The organism is Tistrella mobilis, from assembly GCF_039634785.1.
Lineage (GTDB): Bacteria > Pseudomonadota > Alphaproteobacteria > Tistrellales > Tistrellaceae > Tistrella > Tistrella mobilis.
On record NZ_JBBIAB010000011.1, the window covers coordinates 1 to 18,419 of the forward strand.

At 69.7% G+C, this 18,419-nt stretch carries 19 protein-coding genes and 1 pseudogene; 17 read left to right on the forward strand and 3 right to left on the reverse strand.

All coding sequences use genetic code 11. The features are described 5' to 3' along the window. The first annotated feature begins 291 nt into the window (after nt 1–291). The 13 genes from cyoE (at nt 292) to WI697_RS16460 (ending at nt 11,820) form a co-directional block, all read left to right on the forward strand. Entirely contained in the window at nt 292–1,224 is a 933-nt protein-coding gene (gene cyoE / locus WI697_RS16400; RefSeq protein ID WP_269451091.1) for a heme o synthase, read from the forward strand. Then, the gene (locus tag WI697_RS16405) at nt 1,221–1,436 is read left to right on the forward strand and encodes a hypothetical protein (protein ID WP_014746326.1); all 216 of its coding nucleotides are present in this window, start codon (nt 1,221–1,223) and stop codon (nt 1,434–1,436) included. The genes cyoE and WI697_RS16405 overlap by 4 nt, the downstream gene beginning before the upstream one ends. A 44-nt stretch (nt 1,437–1,480) precedes the next feature. Continuing rightward, on the forward strand, nt 1,481–2,152 hold the full coding sequence (locus WI697_RS16410) for a cytochrome c oxidase assembly protein (RefSeq protein WP_345959192.1): 672 nt from the start codon (nt 1,481–1,483) through the stop codon (nt 2,150–2,152). Between the two features lie 173 nt (nt 2,153–2,325). After that, nucleotides 2,326–3,135 carry a cytochrome c oxidase subunit 3 gene (locus WI697_RS16415; RefSeq protein WP_296709482.1) on the forward strand — a complete coding sequence of 270 codons (810 nt, stop codon included), beginning with the start codon at nt 2,326–2,328 and terminating at the stop codon, nt 3,133–3,135. Then, on the forward strand, nt 3,135–3,542 hold the full coding sequence (locus tag WI697_RS16420) for a DUF983 domain-containing protein (RefSeq protein WP_345959193.1): 408 nt from the start codon (nt 3,135–3,137) through the stop codon (nt 3,540–3,542). The genes WI697_RS16415 and WI697_RS16420 overlap by 1 nt, the downstream gene beginning before the upstream one ends. Nucleotides 3,543–3,551: 9 nt before the next feature. Continuing rightward, nucleotides 3,552–4,337, forward strand: a complete 786-nt coding sequence (locus WI697_RS16425; protein ID WP_296709477.1) for an SURF1 family protein — start codon at nt 3,552–3,554, stop codon at nt 4,335–4,337. A gap of 77 nt (nt 4,338–4,414) precedes the next feature. Continuing rightward, nucleotides 4,415–5,419 carry a COX15/CtaA family protein gene (locus tag WI697_RS16430; protein ID WP_345959194.1) on the forward strand — a complete coding sequence of 335 codons (1,005 nt, stop codon included), beginning with the start codon at nt 4,415–4,417 and terminating at the stop codon, nt 5,417–5,419. Between the two features lie 35 nt (nt 5,420–5,454). Further along, entirely contained in the window at nt 5,455–6,993 is a 1,539-nt protein-coding gene (locus tag WI697_RS16435) for a carboxypeptidase M32 (protein ID WP_345959195.1), read from the forward strand. 169 nt (nt 6,994–7,162) lie between these two features. Next, complete coding sequence (gene thrC / locus WI697_RS16440) at nt 7,163–8,566, forward strand: threonine synthase (protein ID WP_345959196.1); 1,404 nt, start codon at nt 7,163–7,165, stop codon at nt 8,564–8,566. 61 nt (nt 8,567–8,627) lie between these two features. After that, nucleotides 8,628–9,905 carry a M16 family metallopeptidase gene (locus WI697_RS16445; RefSeq protein WP_296709462.1) on the forward strand — a complete coding sequence of 426 codons (1,278 nt, stop codon included), beginning with the start codon at nt 8,628–8,630 and terminating at the stop codon, nt 9,903–9,905. 38 nt (nt 9,906–9,943) lie between these two features. Then, nucleotides 9,944–10,252 (forward strand): sulfurtransferase TusA family protein, encoded by a 309-nt coding sequence (locus WI697_RS16450; RefSeq protein ID WP_345959197.1) that lies wholly within the window; start codon nt 9,944–9,946, stop codon nt 10,250–10,252. Nucleotides 10,253–10,280: 28 nt separating this feature from the next. After that, entirely contained in the window at nt 10,281–10,931 is a 651-nt protein-coding gene (locus WI697_RS16455) for a GNAT family N-acetyltransferase (RefSeq protein ID WP_345959198.1), read from the forward strand. Nucleotides 10,932–10,992: 61 nt separating this feature from the next. Beyond that, nucleotides 10,993–11,820 carry an urea carboxylase-associated family protein gene (locus WI697_RS16460; protein WP_345959300.1) on the forward strand — a complete coding sequence of 276 codons (828 nt, stop codon included), beginning with the start codon at nt 10,993–10,995 and terminating at the stop codon, nt 11,818–11,820. A gap of 303 nt (nt 11,821–12,123) precedes the next feature. On the opposite strand, the gene WI697_RS16465 is transcribed toward WI697_RS16460, so the two are convergent. Next, a complete protein-coding gene (locus WI697_RS16465) occupies nt 12,124–12,717 on the reverse strand; it encodes a YqgE/AlgH family protein (protein ID WP_082828345.1) in 594 nt (197 codons plus the stop codon). A gap of 271 nt (nt 12,718–12,988) precedes the next feature. Between WI697_RS16465 and WI697_RS16470 the strand changes: the two genes are divergently transcribed. The 4 genes and pseudogenes from WI697_RS16470 (at nt 12,989) to WI697_RS27485 (ending at nt 16,988) form a co-directional block, all read left to right on the forward strand. Next, on the forward strand, nt 12,989–15,250 hold the full coding sequence (locus WI697_RS16470) for a protein-disulfide reductase DsbD family protein (protein WP_345959199.1): 2,262 nt from the start codon (nt 12,989–12,991) through the stop codon (nt 15,248–15,250). Between the two features lie 149 nt (nt 15,251–15,399). Then, nucleotides 15,400–15,882: a peroxiredoxin gene (locus WI697_RS16475; RefSeq protein ID WP_062763528.1), complete on the forward strand. Its 483-nt coding sequence runs from the start codon at nt 15,400–15,402 to the stop codon at nt 15,880–15,882. Between the two features lie 126 nt (nt 15,883–16,008). Next, the gene (gene upp, locus WI697_RS16480) at nt 16,009–16,683 is read left to right on the forward strand and encodes a uracil phosphoribosyltransferase (protein WP_062763530.1); all 675 of its coding nucleotides are present in this window, start codon (nt 16,009–16,011) and stop codon (nt 16,681–16,683) included. Nucleotides 16,684–16,722: 39 nt separating this feature from the next. After that, nucleotides 16,723–16,988 (forward strand): annotated as a pseudogene (locus WI697_RS27485) (helix-turn-helix domain-containing protein). 21 nt (nt 16,989–17,009) lie between these two features. Here WI697_RS27485 and rnhA read toward each other — a convergent pair. Together rnhA and WI697_RS16495 are read right to left on the reverse strand one after the other, a co-directional pair. Beyond that, the gene (gene rnhA / locus WI697_RS16490; RefSeq protein WP_014746310.1) at nt 17,010–17,465 is read right to left on the reverse strand and encodes a ribonuclease HI; all 456 of its coding nucleotides are present in this window, start codon (nt 17,463–17,465) and stop codon (nt 17,010–17,012) included. Continuing rightward, the gene (locus WI697_RS16495) at nt 17,452–18,417 is read right to left on the reverse strand and encodes a homoserine kinase (RefSeq protein WP_296709433.1); all 966 of its coding nucleotides are present in this window, start codon (nt 18,415–18,417) and stop codon (nt 17,452–17,454) included. The genes rnhA and WI697_RS16495 overlap by 14 nt, the downstream gene beginning before the upstream one ends. Nucleotides 18,418–18,419 lie beyond the last annotated feature (2 nt).

Genomic DNA, 18,419 nt, shown 5'->3' on the forward strand with positions numbered 1-18,419 from the left:
TGGGGGGGGCGCCCCCCCCCCCGCCCGCCCACCCGGGCGGGCCGGCCGGGCGGGGGTTTTTGTCCGGCCCCCGCCCCCCCCCGGGGGGGGGGGGGGGGGGGCCGCCCCCCCCCCCCCCCCCCCCCCACGGCCCCGAAACCGCCCGGCCCCGTTCCGACCCGTCCGGTCGGACCGGCCGGGCAGGTGCCGGAACGGGTGGATCGGGATGCGACGGAAGATCCGTCCGACACGCAGCTCATCCAGGTCGGTGCCATCCCCCGCACCGCGTCCAGAAGACCAAGGCCCACGCCCGTGACCGACTCCGTCTACACCTCCACCGCCGTTGCCGCAGATGCCGCGTCCCCCGCGGCCGATCCGTCGGTGCGGGATTTCATCGCCCTTCTCAAGCCGCGCGTCATGTCGCTGGTGGTGTTCACGGGCGCCGTCGGCATCTATCTGGCGCCCGGCCATCTGCATCCGGTGCTCGCCTTCGTGGCGCTGCTGTGCATCGCGGTCGGTGCCGGGGCGTCGGGGGCGATCAACATGTGGTACGACCGCGACATCGACGCGGTCATGGCCCGCACCGTCGACCGGCCGATTCCGGCCGGGCGCATGGAGCCTGAAACCGCGCTCGCCTTCGGCGTGGCGCTGGCGGTGGCCTCGGTGGTGGTGATGGGCCTTGCGGTCAATCCGGTGGCGGCGGCGCTGCTGGCGCTGACCATCGGCTTCTACGTCTTCATCTACACCATGTGGCTGAAGCGCAGCACGCCCCAGAACATCGTCATCGGCGGTGCCGCCGGCGCCTTCCCGCCCATGGTCGGCTGGGCGGCGGTCAGCGGCGACGTGTCGCTGGGCGGTCTGGTGCTGTTCGCGCTGATCTTCATGTGGACCCCGCCGCATTTCTGGGCGCTGGCGCTCTACCGCGCCGGCGACTATGCGCGCGCGGGCGTGCCGATGCTGCCGGTCGTGGCCGGCCGGCGCGAAACCAAGAAGCAGATCCTGATCTACACCGTGGCGCTGATCCCGCTGTCGGTGGTGCCCTGGGCGATGGGCCTGGCCAGCATCTGGTACGGCCTGGCGGCCGGCGGGCTCAGCCTGATCTTCCTCGGCCATGCGATCCGCGTGGCCAAGAGCGAAGGCGATCGGGCCCCCAAGGCGATGTTCGGTTTTTCGATCCTCTACCTGTTCGCGCTGTTCGCCCTGATGGTGGTGGACAAGGCGGCGGGGCTGGGGGGCTGGTCATGACGCCTGCCGATACCCGCAACGGTCCCGTCGATCACCATGACGCGGCGGAATACGATCCGCAGCGCGCCGAGGTGGAAGAGCGGATCGACCCCGCCTCGGCCGAGGCGAAGGATCGGATGCGGCGCATGCGGCAGCGCAACTGGGCGCTCTTTGCCCTGCTCTGGGCGATGGTGGCGCTGTTCTTCGCCATCACCATCGCGAAGATGAGCTGACGAAGGGGTATCGGGTCGTGAGCGAGGCGGACGGACGGGAGGATATGGCGACCGAGCGGGCGCGGCGGCAGCGGCGCGGCAAGCTCGGCACCCTGATCGGCGTCGGCGTGCTGCTGGGCGGCATGACCGTGCTGACCTCGTATTCGACCACGATCTACAACCTGTTCTGCCAGGTCACCGGCTATGGCGGCACCACCCAGGTCGCGGATGCGACCGAGGTGCCGGTGCTCGACCGCGAGATGAAGGTCCGCTTCAACGCCGATACCGCCCGCGGCATGCCCTGGGGCTTCTTCCCCGAGCAGCGCGAAATGGTGGTGAAGGTGGGCGAGCGCCATCTCGCCTTCTACAAGGCGGTCAACAACAGCGACCGTCCGGTGCTGGGCCAGGCCGCCTACAACGTGACGCCCCAGAAGATGGGGCTCTATTTCGACAAGATCGACTGCTTCTGCTTCACCGAGCAGCTGCTCATGCCGGGGCAGTCGATCGACATGCCGGTCAGCTTCTACATCGATCCGAAGATGGCGGAAGACGAGAATGTCGACGAGGTTCGTACCGTGACGCTCTCCTACACCTTCTTCGATCTGGGGGAAGAGGGGCTGCAGAGCTATCTGGAGCGGACCGGCCGGAAGCTTGAGGATTTTGCGACCGTAACGCCCGGCACCATACTGGCGGACGGCGCCCGAACCGGAGGCCAGACCCGCCCTGCGGGTGGTTGAGGCCCCTGGTCGGAGACCGACAAAAGGGAAGGAAACGCCCGGACCATCCCTGCGGTCCGGTGCAGGGAAGCTGCCGGGGGCGGGGGTGCGCCCCGTCCCCGGGCCGACGGCCGACGCCGGACGAGGGCGACTGCCAGGGGTCATGCGGCATCGGCCTTGAGGAGGAGTGTAGAATGAGCGAAGCACACGCCGCGCACACCAAAGTGCACGATTATCATCTCGTCGACCCGAGCCCGTGGCCCTTCCTGGGGGCCATGGCCGGCCTGCTGATGGCGGTCGGCGGGGTCATGTTCATGCACGACAACCCGGTGGGCTGGCTGGTCCTGCTGGTGGGCTTCCTCTGCGTGCTGGGCGTGATGGCCGGCTGGTGGCGGGACGTCATCAAGGAATCGGTGCAGCACAAGGCCCATACCGGCGTGGTCCAGATCGGCCTGCGCATGGGCATGGTGCTGTTCATCGCCTCGGAGGTGATGTTCTTCGTCGCCTTCTTCTGGGCCTATTTCAACGCCTCGCTGTTCCCGACCGCAGCGGTCGGCGGGGTCTGGCCGCCCGAGGGCATCGAGACCTTCGATCCCTGGCACCTGCCGCTGATGAACACCACCATCCTGCTGCTGTCGGGCACCACGGTGACTTGGGCCCATCATGCGCTGCGCGAGGGCGACAACCGCACCACCGTGCAGATGCTGGCGATCACGGTCGGCCTCGGCGTGTTCTTCTCCTGCGTCCAGGCCTATGAATACAGCCACGCCACCTTCGCCTTCACCGATGGCGTCTATGCCTCCACCTTCTACATGGCGACCGGTTTCCACGGCTTCCATGTGCTGGTCGGCACCATCTTCCTGGCCGTCTGCCTGCGCCGGGCGATCGCCCGCCAGTTCAGCCCCCAGAAGCATATCGGCTTCGAGGCGGCGGCCTGGTACTGGCACTTCGTCGACGTGGTCTGGCTGTTCCTGTTCGTCGCGATCTACGTCTGGGGCCGCTGATGACCGATCAGCAGGGCGGAGGCGGGGACTGGCCGGCGGTTAACCCGCTGGTCGCCGGCCTCCGCTGCCGCTGTCCACGCTGCGGCGAGGGGCGCCTGTTCCGGGGGCTTCTCGCCGTTCGTGATTCCTGCGACCGCTGCGGCCTGGACCTGCGGGACGTGGCGAGCGAGGACGGCCCGGCCGCTTTCGTGATCCTGATCGCCGGCTTCATCCTGATGGCGCTGGTGCTCTGGGTGGAACTCACCTGGGCGCCGCCGATCTGGTTGCATCTCGTGATCTGGCTGCCGCTGGCGGTGGTCCTGTCGATCGGCCTGCTCCGGCCGATGAAGGCATGGATGGTCGCCCAGCAATACCGCCACCGCATCCTCGGCCTCGGCCGGGATGCGGACGGCACCACCGGAGACTGACACCCCATCATGCCCGCTGCCGATCCGTCGCCGTCCGGTTCCCCGCGTGCCGGCCGCGCCGGCCGCCCCGCCGACAGAAAGCCTGAACGGGCCGGACTTCTGCTCGTCCTCGTGGTGCTGGCCGTGGCGGCCATGCTCGGCCTCGGCACCTGGCAGGTGCAGCGCCTGGCCTGGAAGACCGACCTGATCGAGCAGCGTGCGGCAAGCCTCGCCGCCGATCCGGTCGCGCTCCCGGTCTTCGGCCCGGCCGCCACGCCCGAAGAGCTGGCCGAATGGTCTTTCCGCCGGGTGCGGATGACCGGCCATTTCCGCCACGACAAGGAACTCTATCAGGCGGCCAAATCGCTCAACGGCAATTCCGGCTACCATATCCTGACGCCGTTCGAGCGCACCGACCTGCCCGAGGGCACGGCGCAGACCGTTCTGGTCAGCCGCGGCTGGGTGCCGCTCGACCACAAGGATCCGGCCACCCGTGCCGCCGGCCAGATCCCGGGCGAGGTGACCGTCACCGGCGTCGCCCGTGTGCCCCGAACCACCGCCTGGGTGGTGCCCGACAACCGGCCGTCCGAGAATTTCTGGTTCACCATCGACACCAAGGTGATGGGGGATTTCGTTGGCGAGACGCTGGCACCGGTCTATGTCGAGGCCGATGCGACCCCGATCCCGGGCGACCTGCCCAAGGGGGGCCAGACCCGGTCGGAGCTGCCCAACGACCATCTTCAGTACGCGATCACCTGGTATGCGCTGGCGATCTCGCTGATCGTGATCTATGTCGTCTACAGGCGGCGACGTTGATCCGCCCGCCTGCGGCCGATCGCCTGCCGCCTGCCGCCGCCTGATCGCTCTCTGACCCGAACCGTTACGGCCGTCCGATGAAACCCTCTATCCGTCGCTTCCGTGCCGTCGCCGGCATCGCCATCGTCGCCACCTTCGTGCTGATCGTTCTGGGTGCCGTCATCCGCGCGACCAATTCCGGGCTGTCCTGCCCCGACTGGCCGCATTGCTACGGCTTCTGGGTGCCGACGCCGGCCAAGCTCGCGACCGTGCCCGGGATCGACTACACCTTCACCCAGGTGATGTATGAATGGGTGCACCGCTTCATCGCCGGCATCATCGTCGGGCCGCTGACCCTGATCCTGGCGATCTGGGCGCTGGTCATGCGGCGTGAAAACCTGCGGCCGGCCCTGTTCGGCATCGCCGCCCTGGCGCTGCTGCTGGTGCAGGGCCTGCTCGGCGGATTGACGGTGCTGGACCGGAACTCTCCGTGGAGCGTCGCGGTTCACCTCTCCAACGCCCAGCTGGTGCTGGCGATGCTGATCGGCATGTATGTCTCGGCCGGCCGTCCGGCACAGAGCGCGCTGGTCTGGACCGAGCCTGTCGCCCGCGGTGCCCGGCTCGCCGTTTTCGCGGTGGCCCTGCTTGCGCTCTCGACCATCGCCGCCGGGGCGATGATGGCCAAGAACGGTGCCTCGCTCGCCTGCTCGACCTGGCCGCTCTGCGATGGCGCGGTGGTGCCGCCGCTCGACGATCCGCTGATCGCACTGCACTTCACCCACCGGGTGCTGGCCGGCGTCACGGCGCTCGCCATCCTGGGCCTGTTCCTCTGGGCGCGCCGCACCCGGCGCCGGGCGCCGGGCTTTGCCCGCGACATGCACCGCACCATGGGCCTGGTCGCGCTTCAGGTCGGTGTCGGCGCGGCGGTCATCTTCCTGCAGGTGCCGGTCTGGACGGCCGCCACCCATCAGGGCATGGGCGTGCTGGTGCTGGCCTCGCTGGTCGTGACCCTGCTGCATCTGGCCTTCGGCCCCGGCACCGCGGTGCCTCGCGGCCGGCCGGAGCCTGCCGCCGGCCAGGCCGTGCCTGCACGCGGCGCCTGACCACCCCTGATCCGTTCACAAGGACGTCTCCGCCGATGCCGGCCATGACCGAACTCGAGGCGCGCTTCCGCCGCCTGTCGCATATCGAGGGCGCCGAGGGCGTGCTCAGCTGGGATTGGGCGGTGAACATGCCCAAGGGCGGTGCCACGGTGCGCGCGGCCCAGATGGCGACCCTGGCCGAGATCGGCCACGACATCCTGACCGCCCCGGATCTGCCGGCGCTGTTCGACGATGCCGCGGCCGAGCTGGCGGCGGCTGCCCCCGCCGATCAGGCGGCCGCCGATCGCCTGGGCTGGCAGCAGGCCAATCTGGCCGAGATGCGCCGCCGCCATGCCCATGCCACCGCCCTGCCGGCCGATCTGGTCCGGCGGCGGGCGGAAGCGGCCTCGACCTCCGAGATGATCTGGCGCGAGGCCCGGGCGGCCGATGATTTCGCCCGCTTTGCGCCGGCGCTCGCCCAGGTGCTGAAGCTGGAGCGCGAGGCCGCCGCCGCCAAGGGCGCCGCACTCGGCCTGCCGCCCTACGAGGCGCTGCTCGACGCCTATGATCCCGGCCGCCGCACGGCCGATATCGACCGGATCTTCGCGCGGCTGGAGGCGGAACTGCCGGTGATCCGCGACGCCGCACTCGCAGCCCAGGCCGCGCGTCCCCAGCCGGTCCGGCCGCAGGGGCCGTTCCCGGTGGCGGCGCAGCGCGCGCTCGGCATCCGGCTGATGACCATGGCGGGCTTTCCCTTCGATCATGGCCGGCTGGATGTCAGCCACCACCCGTTTTCGGGCGGCGTGCCCGATGATCTGCGCATCACCACCCGCTATGACGAGGCCGATTTCGCCGAAAGCGCCATGGCGGTTCTGCACGAAACCGGCCATGCGCTCTACGAGCACGGCCTGCCCCGCGACTGGCGCGACCAGCCGGTGGGGCTTGCCCGCGGCATGACCATTCATGAAAGCCAGTCGCTGCTGACCGAGATGCAGGCCAGCCGCAGCCGGCCCTTCATGACCGCCTTTGCCGCCGCGGCGCGCGAGGCCTTCGGTGCTGCGGCCGATGATCCGGCCTATGACGCCGACAATCTTCATGCGCTGATGGTGCGGGTGCGGCCGGGCTTCATCCGGGTCAATGCCGACGAGGTGACCTATCCCGGCCATGTCATGCTGCGCTACGGGCTGGAGCGGGCGATGATCGCCGGAGACCTCGCCGTCGACGACCTGCCCGGCGCCTGGCGCGAGGGCATGGCCCGGCTGGTCGGCGTGGTGCCCGATACCGATCGCGACGGCTGCCTGCAGGACATCCACTGGCCGAGCGGCGCCTTCGGCTATTTCCCGACCTATTCGCTGGGCGCGATGGCGGCGGCACAGCTGTTCCAGGCCGCCCGCCGGGCGCTGCCGGCGCTCGACGACGATCTGGCGCGCGGCGATTTCTCGGGCCTGCTCGGCTGGCTGCGCACCCATGTCCACGGCCAGGGCTGCCGCTGGTCGGCCGACGAGCTGATCGAGCGGGCGACCGGCGCGCCGCTCTCTGCCGATGCCTTCCTCGGTCATCTGCGCCGCCGCTATCTGGGCGACGGCCCGGCCTGACCACGGTCCCGGCGCCGGGGCGGACAGGTCCACATGGCTGACCGGCGGCGCTGGTCGATTGATCGGGCGCGCCGGTCCCGGTAGTCTCGGCGCGTCCAGGCTTTTCCGGCCGGTCGCGCCCCCTCTTCTGCCCCCCCTCTTCTGCCTCCCACGACGAAGGTTGACCTCCGTGCAGTACATCAGCACCCGCGGCCGCGCGCCGCGGCTCGATTTCGGTCAGGTTCTCCTCGACGGTCTCGCCCGCGACGGCGGCCTCTATCTGCCCGAGAGCTGGCCCCGGGTCGAGCCGGCCACCATGCGGGCCTGGCGGGGGCTGGACTATGCGGGCCTTGCGAAGCAGGTGATGCGGCTTTTCGTCGGCACGACCATTGCGCCGGCCGATCTGGACCGGATGATCGACGACACCTATGCCGGCTTCGGCCACAGGGCGGTGGCGCCGCTGAAGCAGCTGGGCGCCAATGAATGGGTGATGGAGCTGTTCCACGGCCCGACCCTCGCCTTCAAGGATTTCGCCCTGCAGCTGCTGGGCCGGCTGTTCGATCATGCGCTGGACCGGTCCGACCGGCGCGGCGTGATCCTGGGCGCCACCTCGGGCGATACCGGCTCGGCGGCGATCGAGGCCTGCCGCGACCGCGCGCGGCTGGACGTGTTCATCCTGCATCCCCTGGGCCGCACCTCCGAGGTGCAGCGCCGGCAGATGACCACCGTGCTTTCGCCCAATGTCCACAACATCGCCATCCGCGGCACCTTCGACGATGCCCAGGACATGGTGAAGGCGGCTTTCGGTGACGAGGCCTTCCGCGACCAGGTCGGGCTGACCGCGATCAACTCGATCAACTGGGCCCGCATCGCCGCGCAGGTGGTCTATTACTTCCATGCGGCTCTGGCCCTTGGGGCGCCCGATCGCGAGGTCGCCTTCGCCGTGCCGACGGGCAATTTCGGCGATGTCTATGCCGGCTATATCGCGGCCTCGATGGGCCTGCCGGTGGCGAAGCTGATCGTGGCCACCAACGAGAACGACATCCTGGCGCGGTTCTTCCGCAATGGCGACTATTCCTCGGCCGGCGTGCGGCCGACCTGGAGCCCGTCGATGGACATCCAGGTCGCCAGCAATTTCGAGCGGCTGCTCTTCGATCTGAAGGGCCGCGACGGCGAGGCCACCGCGGCTGCGATCCGCACCTTCCGCGAAACCGGCAGCCTGCCGGTCAGCGATGCCGAAATCGCCAAGGCCCGGCTGCTCTTCGATGCCGGTGCGGCCGACGACGCCCGCACCATCGACACTATCGCCCGTGTCTTCGCCGAGACCGGCGAGATCCTGGATCCGCACACCGCCGTGGGCGTGGCGGTGGCCCGCGACCGCCGCGAGGGCGTGCCGGCCGGCACGCCGGTGGTGGTGCTGGCGACCGCCCATCCGGCCAAGTTCCCGGATGCGGTGGAAAAGGCGATCGGCCGTCGTCCGGCCCTGCCTGCGCGCATGGCAGACCTGATGGAGCGGCCGGAGCGATATGACACGCTGGAGGCTGACGTTTCGGTCCTGACCTCCCATATCCTGTCGCACCGCCGCAACGTCTGACCGCTCCGGTCGGGCACGATCCGCCGGTTACATCTCCGACAGAAGGGCAGAAGACGCCATCATGAGTCTCGACGGTTCCAGCATCCGCATCACCACCCTGCCCAACGGCATGCGTGTGGCCACCGACAGCATGGCCCATGTCGAGACCGTGACCGTGGGGGTCTGGGTGCATGCGGGCACACGCCACGAGCCGGCGGAGATCAACGGCGTCTCGCATCTGCTCGAGCATATGGCCTTCAAGGGCACCGAGCGGCGCACCGCCCAGGGCCTGGCCGAAGAGGTCGAGGCGGTGGGCGGCTATATGAACGCCTATACCTCGCGCGAGCAGACGGTCTATTACCTGAAGCTGATGGCCGATGATCTGGAGCTGGGCGTCGACGTACTCGCCGACATCCTGCAGCATTCGGTCTTCGACCCGGACGAGCTGGAGCGCGAGCGCTCGGTGGTGGTGCAGGAGATCCTGTCGGCCGACGACATGCCGGAAGACGTGGTCTTCGACCATTTCCAGATCGCAGCCTACCCCGATCAGGGGCTGGGCCGGCCGATCCTGGGCCCGGTCGACATCGTGCGCGGCATGCCGCGCCAGGCCATCGCCGGCTATATGCGCCGCCAGTATGCCGCCGGCCGCATGGTGCTGGCGGCGGCGGGCAAGGTGGATCACGACCGGCTGGTCGATCTGGCGACCCGCTTCTTCGACGCCCTGCCCGCGACCGAGCCGCGCGACATCGACCCCGCCGCCTATGTCGGCGGCGATCTGCGCCGGCGCAAGGATCATCTGGGCCAGGTGCATCTGACGCTGGGCTTCCCCGGCATCGGCTATGCCCACGAGGACTATCACGCCTCGCAGCTGCTGGCCACGCTGCTGGGCGGCGGCATGTCCTCGCGCCTGTTCCAGGAGGTGCGCGAGAAGCGCGGCCTCTGCTACAACGTCTATTCCTTCGCAAGCCCGTTCGAGGATCACGGCCTGTTCGGCATCTATGTCGCGGCCGCCGAGGACGAGATCGCCGAGGCGATGCCGGTGATCGTGGACGAGACCCTGGGCGTTGCCGACCGGGTGGGCGAGGAAGAGCTTCGCCGCTCGTTCGCGCAGCTGAAGGCCGGGCTGCTGATGGGGCTGGAAAGCACCACCGCGCGCGCCGAACGCCTTGCCCAGTCGCTGATCATCCACGGCCGGGCGCAGTCGGTGGCCGAAACGGTGGCCGAGCTGCAGATGGTGACGCCCGATCAGGTGTCGCGGCTGGCGGCCCGGCTGCTGGGCGGCGGGGCGCCGACCCTGGCGGCGCTGGGGCCGATCGCCCGGGTGCAATCCTACGACGATCTCCGCCGTCGCTTCGGCTGACGGCAGGGCCCAGGATCCGACCGCAGGCAGGAGACGGCATGACGGCAGGACGAAGCATGCAGGCGGGCGCCACCGGGGCGGGAGAGCCGCAGATCCCAGGCAATCCCGACGAGCCGGTCGCCCTGGTGGTCGATGCCGAGGGGCTGGTCTGCCCCTGGCCGGTGCTGAAGGCCCGCAAGGCGCTGAACACCCTGGCCGCCGGTGCGGTGATCGAGGTGATCGCCACCGATCCCGCCTCCTATATCGACATTCCGGCCTTCTGCGACACTGGCGGCCATGTCCTGCTCGACCAGCGCCGCGACGGTCCCCGTTTCGTCTACCGCGTCCGCAAGGGCGCGGGCGACTGACCGGCCGGCGGACGGGGAGGCATCCGGAATGTGGCCTTTTGCCTCGATGGATGGCGGCGACCGGCCGCGGATCATCACGCCGCGGGTGGTGATGCGGCCGGCGCGCCTGGTCGACTATCGCGAATGGGCAGAGGTGCGCGAGGCTTCGCGGGAGTTTCTGGAGCGCTGGGAGCCGTCCTGGGGCAATGATCCCTTGAGCCGCGGGGCCTATCGCCGCCGGGTCGGCCACTATCGCATGATCGCCCGCCGGGGCATGGGGCTCGCCTTCCACATCTTCGTCCGTGACGCGGGCGACGGCCGCAGCGAAGGGCGCGAGGCGTTGAGTCTGGCCGGCGGGCTCACCCTCAACAACATCCGCTATGGCGTGGTCCAGTCGTGCAATGTCGGCTACTGGATCGGCGCGCATGTCGCGCGCAAGGGCTATATGACCGAGGCCCTGGCCGGGGCTGCCGATTTCGTCTTCGACACGCTGGGGCTGCACCGGCTGGAAGCGGCCTGCCTGCCTGAAAACCATCGCAGTATCGGCCTGCTGGAAAAGCTCGGTTTCGAATCCGAAGGCTATGCGCGGGAATATCTGCTGATCGACGGCCGCTGGACCGATCATCGCCTGTTCGGCCTGATCGCGACCGACTGGCGCCGCCGCCGGCCGCTGCCACCGGCGGTGATCGACGCCGGCTGAACCCGCCGCCCCCCTTCTGCTACTCTGAAGCGAACCGCGCTTCGCAGAAGGGGAGGGCATGATGACGATCGAGACGCAGGAAACGGCCGGTCCACGACCGGTGGTGGTCTATCCGAACGGCAGCCTGCCCGCCCCCGACACGGCGGCGCTGGAGGCGGCGCGGGCGGGGATGGAGAAGATCGATGAGTTGGTCGTGCCGCCCCGCGACGGGCGGGCCTTCCGGGTGCCCCGGGGCCATTTCTTCCGCATCCTCTCGATCGAGGGGCCGCAGGTCGGCGATCTCAATCTCTGGAATGCCCACGACCTGTCGGAGCGCTTCTTCAGCGGCAAGACAAGGGCGCTGCACGCCACCCATGTCACCACCGGCCATCGGCTGTGGAGCACGCTGCCGGCCCTGCGGCCGATGGCGACCATCAGCCACGACACCCTCGGCTGGTATGGCTGGGATGCCGATGGCGGCGGGGTGCACGACGTGATCGGCACGCGCTGCGACCCCTATACCAACCGGCTGCTGACCGGCACCGATTATCACCACTGCTGCCATTCCAATCTCTGCCGCGCGCTCGCCGCGGCTGCCGGCCTCAGCCCGCGGGCGGCGCAGCCCCATGTCCACGACGTGCTCAACGTCTTCATGTGCACCGGCTTCACCCGCGACACGCACCAGTATTTCATGAAGGCGAGCCCGGTCCGCCCCGGCGACTTTCTGGAACTCTTCGCCGAGATCGATCTGCTGGCGGCGCTCTCCGCCTGTCCCGGCGGCGATTGCAGCGCCAGCCATTCAAGCGATGCGGCGCGCTGCTACCCGCTGAAGGTGGAGATCTTCCGGCCCGATCCCGCCCCGCTCGCCGCCTGGCCCTGGCCGGCGCCGAACGGCTATGACGGGCTCTGAGCCGCCCCCCGCGCGGCCCCGGGAGTTGCCCCGAAAAAAAATGCCGGCCAGGGAGTGCCTGGCCGGCAAAGTCGCGTGTGTGAGGACGAGTCGTGCGAAACGGGAATGAAACGTTTGCACGCCGTTGATAATATGAGATTGAGAATGATTCGCAATAGTGAATCGACAGAGACCCCGAAGTTTTTTCCGACCCGTTCCTCGCCTTTCGAAAAATCAATGGGTTGCGCCCGGGCGGGCGCAGCCCTGCGGCGGGGCGGGCCGCGGCGCAACATGCCCCCGCATCGCAACCCCGGGTGATTGCGGTCAGGCGTGGCCGCCTTCGCCGGAAAGATGGCCGAGGTCCACGCCCAGGCGGCCGATCGCCTCGCGCCACTTGCCCTCGACATCGCCCTCGAACAGCAGTTCGGCATCGGCGTCGACCACCAGCCAGCTGTTGCTCTGGATCTCGGTCTCCAGCTGACCGGGGCCCCAGCCGGCATAGCCGAGGGCGACGAGCGTGCGATCGGGGCCGTGGCCCTCGGTCATCGCCTTCAGCACGTCGAGCGTGGCGGTCAGCGCCACGCCGTCATCGATGCGCAGACTGGTGGCGAGCACGTAATCGGTCGAATGCAGCACGAAGCCGCGGCCGGTTTCGACCGGCCCGCCGAAATGGACCTTCACCGTCGCCGCTTCGGGGCTGCAATCCAGGCCGAGCTGCGACAGAAGTTCGGGGAAGTCGACCGTGTCGAGCACCCGGTTGACCACCAGCCCCATGGCGCCGTCGTCGGAATGGGCGCAAAGATAGATCACCGTCTTGGTGAACCACGGATCCTCCAGCCGGGGCATCGCGATCAGCACCTTGCCGGTCAGGCCCTCGGGGCCCGACATCTCGAAAGGCGTGGTGGTTGCTGCCGCCATGGGGCGGTCTGCCCGCATCCCTGCCATTGCCCGACTACCTTCTCGCCCGTGTTGTCGCGGTCGCCCGCTGTGGGGAAGCGCACGAAGGATCATCACAATCACGTGGTCGCCGCCACATGACGCCCTGTCGCATGTCCTTCCGGCGCCATGCCGCCTATAGTTACGTCTGGATTAGGTAGGCTGGCGCCGGAGCATGCGCAAGGGCACATCTGTTCGCCCCGCGAGCGGCCGGCCGCTGCCGCCCCAGCCCGGGAACCCATGGGACCGCCGCATGCATATCCGCCGCACAGACCGCCAGACCCTCCGGCAGAAGGCCATAACCGCCTTCGGTTCGGGCATCATGCTGGCCTTCGCCTGTCTGACGATGATGGCGCCCGCTCTGGCGGCAGAGGTGCCGCGCGGCTGGATCGGCCCCTGGGCGGAGGGGCAGCGCTCGGCGGTGCGGCTGGTGGCGGCGCCGCAGACCCCGAATGAGGCGGCGCGGGGGGAGCTGTCGCTCGGCCTCGATTTCCGGATGGAGCCGGGGTGGAAGCTCTACTGGCGCTCGCCCGGCGATGCGGGCCTGCCGCCCGCGATCGATGGGGCCAGCCCCTCCATCGCCGACGGGCAGATCGCCGCCACGCAGATCCACTGGCCGCTGCCCGGGCGTTTCACCGCCTTCGAGACCATCCACACCTATGCCTATGCCGACCATGTCCTGCTGCCGGTGACGGCGCAGCTGGCCCCGGAGGCGGCCTCCCCGCCCGGCAGCGTGACCGGCCCCGTCCGGCTCAAGCCCGTCCGTCTCAAGGTCGACTATCAGGTCTGCGAGGCGCTGTGCATTCCGGTGACCGCCGATCTGGCGCTCGACGTGCCGGCGGGGCCGGCCGATCCGCTCGACCGCACCGCGGCCGAGGCCGAAGCCGCGATCAACACTGCCCGGGCAGCGGTGCCGGCGGTCGTCTCAGACCCCGCCGCCGCCCCCTTTGCGGCGGTCTCGGCCGGCTGGATTGCGGCCGAGGGCGACGGTCCCGCCCGGCTGGTGGTGGAGGCGAAGAGCGATGCGCCCTTCGGCCCCGCGGCCGATGTCTTCATCGAGGGGCCGGACGGCTTCGCCTTCTCGCCGCCCGATGCCCGGCGGCTCGACGACGGACGGCGGATCCGCTTCGTCGCCGATGTGGCCCCCCCCACCGCCGATGCCCGGCTTCTGGGAGAGGCGGTGCGGCTCACGCTGGTCGATGATGCGCCGGGTGCGGGGCTGCGTGCGGTAGAGACCACCGCCCAGGTGGTGCCGGCGCCGGCAACCCTGCTCGGCCCCGAAGGCGGGCTGGTTGCCGCCCTGCTGATCGGCCTGCTCGGCGGGCTGATCCTGAACGTCATGCCCTGCGTGCTGCCGGTGCTGTCGATCAAGCTGATGGGGCTGGTTGCGACCCGCGGCCTCGGCCGCGGCGATGTCAGGGCCAGCCTGCTGGCGACGGCCGCCGGCATTCTGTTGTCCTTCCTGGCGCTGGCGCTGGCGGCGGCCGGGCTGAAACTGGCCGGGGTCGCGGTCGGCTGGGGTATCCAGTTCCAGCAGCCGGCCTTCATCGGCGTGATGATCGTGATCATGGCGCTGTTCGCGGCCTCGCAGCTTGGGGTGTTCACCATCCGGGCCCCCGTGCTGTCGGGCGGGCTCGCCCGCGATGCGGTGCCCGAGGCGGGCGGGCGGCCGAAGCTCGGCCGCGCGCTGATGAGCGGCGTGGTGGCGACCCTGCTCGCCACCCCCTGTTCGGCGCCCTTCGTCGGCACGGCGCTGGGCTTCGCGCTCGCCGGCGGCACGGCCGACATCCTGGCGGTCTTCGCCGCCATGGGGCTGGGTATGGCGCTGCCCTATCTGGCGATCGCGGCGGTGCCCTCGGCGATCCGTCTGCTGCCCCGGCCGGGGCGCTGGATGGTCTGGGTCAAGGTCGCGATGGGCCTGGCGCTGGCGGGGACCGCGCTCTGGCTCACTCTGGTGCTCAGCCGCCTGGTCCAGCCGGGTGCGGCCGCGGCGGTGGCGGTGCTGGCGGCGCTCGCCGCCCTGCTGCCGCTGGTCATCACCAAGGCCCGGCTGCTGCGCTGGGCCGGTGTCGGCGGTCTGGCGGTGGCGGCGGTCGCAACCGCGGTTCTGGCCTCGCCGCCGTCCGGCCGCGGCCTGCAGGCGATTGCGGCCGAGGGGCCCTGGACGCCGTTCGAGGCCGGGGCGATCGCCGCCGAGGTGGCGAAGGGCCGGGTGGTGTTCGTCGACGTCACCGCCAGCTGGTGCGTCACCTGCATCGTGAACGAGGAACGGGTGCTGGCGGTGGATCCGGTGGCGGGCCGCCTGGCCACGCCCGATGTGGTGGCGATGAAGGCCGACTGGACCCGGCCCGATCCGGCGATCGCCGACTATCTGGCGGGCTTCGGCCGCTATGGCATTCCGTTCAACGTGGTCTACGGGCCGGCGGCGCCGCAGGGGCTGGTGCTGCCCGAACTGCTGACCGCCGATGCCGTGACCCGGGCGCTGGATCAGGCGCGCGGCAACGGCGCCGGCTGAGGGCGCGCCTTCCGCGCGAAAACCCGCGCCCGCGGACTTGCGCCCGTCACCGGAACCGGCCTTAAATGGCGGCGATCCGGAGGGCCGGCCACACCGACAGGGCTGCCCCCGCAGACGAGACGCGAGTTCCGAGCCAGGAGAGCGAGATCATGACCATTTCCATCGGCGACAAGATTCCGGCAGCCACCCTGGTCGAGATGACCGCGGACGGCCCGAACAAGGTGTCCACCGACGAGCTGTTCGCCGGCCGCACCGTGGCGGTCTTCGCCGTGCCCGGCGCCTTCACCCCCACCTGCTCGGCCCGTCATCTGCCGGGCTTCGTTGAGCAGGCCGATCAGATCGCCGCCAAGGGCGTCGACGAGATCGTCTGCATCTCGGTCAACGACGCCTTCGTGATGGGCGCCTGGGGCAAGGCCCAGGGCGTCGACGGCAAGGTCCGCCTGCTGGCCGACGGCAATGGCGACCTGACCAAGGCGCTGGGCCTGACGCTCGACGGCACGGGCTTCGGCATGGGCCTGCGCTCGCAGCGTTATTCGATGCTGGTCAAGGACGGCGTCGTCACCCAGCTGAACGTCGAAAAGCCCGGCGCTTTCGAGGTGAGCGACGCCGGCACCCTGCTCGGCCAGCTCTGATTTCGTCGCGGAGCCTCAGGGCTCCCGCCGCCGCATCGGCCGCACGGCCGGCACCCCCCCAGGGATGCCGGCCGTGCGGCCATGCCGGGATATCCCCAACGCCCGCCCAGCCATCGCGGAGCCGACATGACCCAGACCACCACCGACCACCGCGACCTGGCCGCGCGTTTCCCCAACCTGCATGTGCTCGACCATCCGCTGATCCTGCACAAGCTCAGCCATATGCGGAACCAGGCGACCTCGACCAAGACCTTCCGCCAGCTGCTGCGCGAAATCGCCCTGCTGATGGGCTACGAGATCACCCGCAGCCTGCCGATCACCCATGAAGAGCTGGAGACGCCGCTCGAACGCGTGGCGGTGCCGGTGATCGAGGGCAAGAAGGTCGCGGTGGTGCCGATCCTGCGTGCCGGCCTCGGCATGGCCGACGGCCTGACCGAGCTGATGCCCTCGGCCCGCATCGGCCATGTCGGCCTCTATCGCGACGAAGAGACCAAAGAGCCGGTCGAGTATCTGGTGAAGCTGCCCAAGGCCGATGGCCGGACCTTCATCCTGGTCGACCCGATGCTTGCCACCGGCAATTCGGCGGTGCATGCGGTCGACGTGCTGAACCGCTATGGGGTCGCCGACGACCAGATCCGCTTCATGGCCCTGATCGCGGCCCCCGAAGGCCTGGAGGTCTTCACCCGCGCCCATCCGCAGGTGAAGGTCTATGTCGCCGCCGTCGACCGCTGCCTCGACGAAAACGCCTATATCCGCCCGGGCCTGGGCGATGCCGGCGACCGGCTGTTCGGGACGCGGTGATCTCGCCGCCTCTCGCGACCTGACATAAGGGACCCTGCAGTGACGAAGACCTACCGCAGTGAGGCCCTGGCCGCGATCCACGAGACGGCGTCGGATCTGCACGATGTGGGCCTGCTCGACAAACAGACCATCCGCCAGTTCGACGCCCTTGCCCTGGCACCGGTGGCGCCTGAGCGTTCGGATGCCATCCCGACGTGACCACCGGCCTTATCAGCCAGTGGGAGCGGGGCGAGAAACGACCGGCGGGTGCGTCGCTCAAACTTCTGTCATTGGTTGAACGTCACGGCCTGGGCGTGCTGGCTTGATGTGAGGTTCCGGCGTCCCTCTCAGCCCCGCTTCGGAATCCCGGCGCGGGCCAGCGCGTCGGCGCGTTCGTTTTCGGGGTGGCCGGCATGGCCGCGGACCCATTCCCATTCCACCGTATGGCCGCGGACCAGCCCGTCCAGTTCCTGCCAGAGATCGGCGTTCTTGACCGGATCCTTGGATGCGGTCTTCCAGCCGTTGCGCTTCCAGCCATGGATCCATTTGGTGATGCCGTCGCGCACATAGGTGCTGTCGGTGCAGATCCGGATCGTGGTCGGGCGTTTCAGCGCGCGCAGCGCCTCGATCGCCGCGGTCAGCTCCATGCGGTTGTTGGTGGTGAGCGGCTCGCCGCCGCTCATCTCGCGTTCCAGCTCTCCCCAGCGCAGCAGCACGCCCCAGCCGCCGGGGCCGGGATTGCCCGAACAGGCGCCGTCGGTGAAGGCTTCGACGATCTTCTTCGGTGCGTCAGTCGAGGCCATAGGCGCCCGGTCCCGTAACGCTGCGATGGAAGCGCAGCCTGTGGAGGTATTCGAGCGGATCCTTGGGCTTCACCAGCGCCCCTTCCACCCGGTTCAGCCAGTCATAGGCGCGGGTGAGCAGGAAGCGCAGCGCCGCCCCTTCGCAGAGCAGCGGCAGGGCCGCCAGCTCGGCGTCGGAGAACGGCCGGACCTTGCGATAGGCGCCCAGCATCAGCCGGGCCTTGGTCACGTTGAACTGCCCGTCCGGCTCGAAGCACCAGGCATTGATGCAGATCGCGATTTCGTAGGCGAAGGCGTCGGAGCAGGCGAAGTAGAAATCGATCAGCCCCGACACCCGGTCCGGCCGCTCGTAGAACACATTGTCGGGGAAGAGATCGGCATGGATCGTGCCCGCGGGCAGATCGGCCGGCCAGGCCGTGGCCAGCCGGTCCAGCGTGTCGGCGATCTCGGCGGCAAGGCCCGGCACGATCTCGTCGGCGCGGCCGCCGATGCGGGCGGCGAGCCCCTGCCAGCCGGGCAGGGCCAGCGCATTGGGGCGCCGGCCGGTGAAATCCGCGGTCGCGAGATGCAGTTCGGCCAGCGCCGTGCCCAGCGCCCGGCAATGGGCGGGCAGGATCCGGCCGGGGCCGCGGCCGGGCAGGAAGGTGAAGATCGCCGCCGGCTTGCCGGCCAGTTCCACCAGCGCCCGGCCCGACCGGTCGTGCACCGGTTCCGGGCAGCGGATGCCGCGCCGGGTGAGGTGCTCCATGAGGTTCAGGAAATAGGGCAGGTCCGCGGGGTCGACCCGCTTCTCATAGACCGTCAGCACATAGCGCCGGCCGCCGGCGTCGAGAAACCAGTTGGAGTTCTCCACCCCCTGCTGGATGCCCTGCAACCGCTCGAAGGGGCCGATATCATAGCCGCTGAGCAGTGCGCGCATGTCGTCGTCGTCGACCGCCGTATAGACCGCCATTC

What these genes read in the sequence shown, in the direction of transcription:
- upp (WP_062763530.1), top strand. Translation starts at nt 16,009, where the DNA reads ATGACCCAGACCACCACCGACCACCGCGACCTGGCCGCGCGTTTCCCC.
- WI697_RS16445 (WP_296709462.1), top strand. Translation starts at nt 8,628, where the DNA reads ATGAGTCTCGACGGTTCCAGCATCCGCATCACCACCCTGCCCAACGGC.
- WI697_RS16450 (WP_345959197.1), top strand. Translation starts at nt 9,944, where the DNA reads ATGACGGCAGGACGAAGCATGCAGGCGGGCGCCACCGGGGCGGGAGAG.
- WI697_RS16465 (WP_082828345.1), bottom strand. Translation starts at nt 12,717, where the DNA reads ATGGCGGCAGCAACCACCACGCCTTTCGAGATGTCGGGCCCCGAGGGC.
- WI697_RS16475 (WP_062763528.1), top strand. Translation starts at nt 15,400, where the DNA reads ATGACCATTTCCATCGGCGACAAGATTCCGGCAGCCACCCTGGTCGAG.
- WI697_RS16415 (WP_296709482.1), top strand. Translation starts at nt 2,326, where the DNA reads ATGAGCGAAGCACACGCCGCGCACACCAAAGTGCACGATTATCATCTC.
- WI697_RS16460 (WP_345959300.1), top strand. Translation starts at nt 10,993, where the DNA reads ATGACGATCGAGACGCAGGAAACGGCCGGTCCACGACCGGTGGTGGTC.
- WI697_RS16495 (WP_296709433.1), bottom strand. Translation starts at nt 18,417, where the DNA reads ATGGCGGTCTATACGGCGGTCGACGACGACGACATGCGCGCACTGCTC.
- rnhA (WP_014746310.1), bottom strand. Translation starts at nt 17,465, where the DNA reads ATGGCCTCGACTGACGCACCGAAGAAGATCGTCGAAGCCTTCACCGAC.
- WI697_RS16455 (WP_345959198.1), top strand. Translation starts at nt 10,281, where the DNA reads ATGTGGCCTTTTGCCTCGATGGATGGCGGCGACCGGCCGCGGATCATC.
- WI697_RS16425 (WP_296709477.1), top strand. Translation starts at nt 3,552, where the DNA reads ATGCCCGCTGCCGATCCGTCGCCGTCCGGTTCCCCGCGTGCCGGCCGC.
- WI697_RS16430 (WP_345959194.1), top strand. Translation starts at nt 4,415, where the DNA reads ATGAAACCCTCTATCCGTCGCTTCCGTGCCGTCGCCGGCATCGCCATC.
- WI697_RS16435 (WP_345959195.1), top strand. Translation starts at nt 5,455, where the DNA reads ATGCCGGCCATGACCGAACTCGAGGCGCGCTTCCGCCGCCTGTCGCAT.
- WI697_RS16410 (WP_345959192.1), top strand. Translation starts at nt 1,481, where the DNA reads ATGGCGACCGAGCGGGCGCGGCGGCAGCGGCGCGGCAAGCTCGGCACC.
- WI697_RS16420 (WP_345959193.1), top strand. Translation starts at nt 3,135, where the DNA reads ATGACCGATCAGCAGGGCGGAGGCGGGGACTGGCCGGCGGTTAACCCG.
- WI697_RS16405 (WP_014746326.1), top strand. Translation starts at nt 1,221, where the DNA reads ATGACGCCTGCCGATACCCGCAACGGTCCCGTCGATCACCATGACGCG.
- WI697_RS16470 (WP_345959199.1), top strand. Translation starts at nt 12,989, where the DNA reads ATGCATATCCGCCGCACAGACCGCCAGACCCTCCGGCAGAAGGCCATA.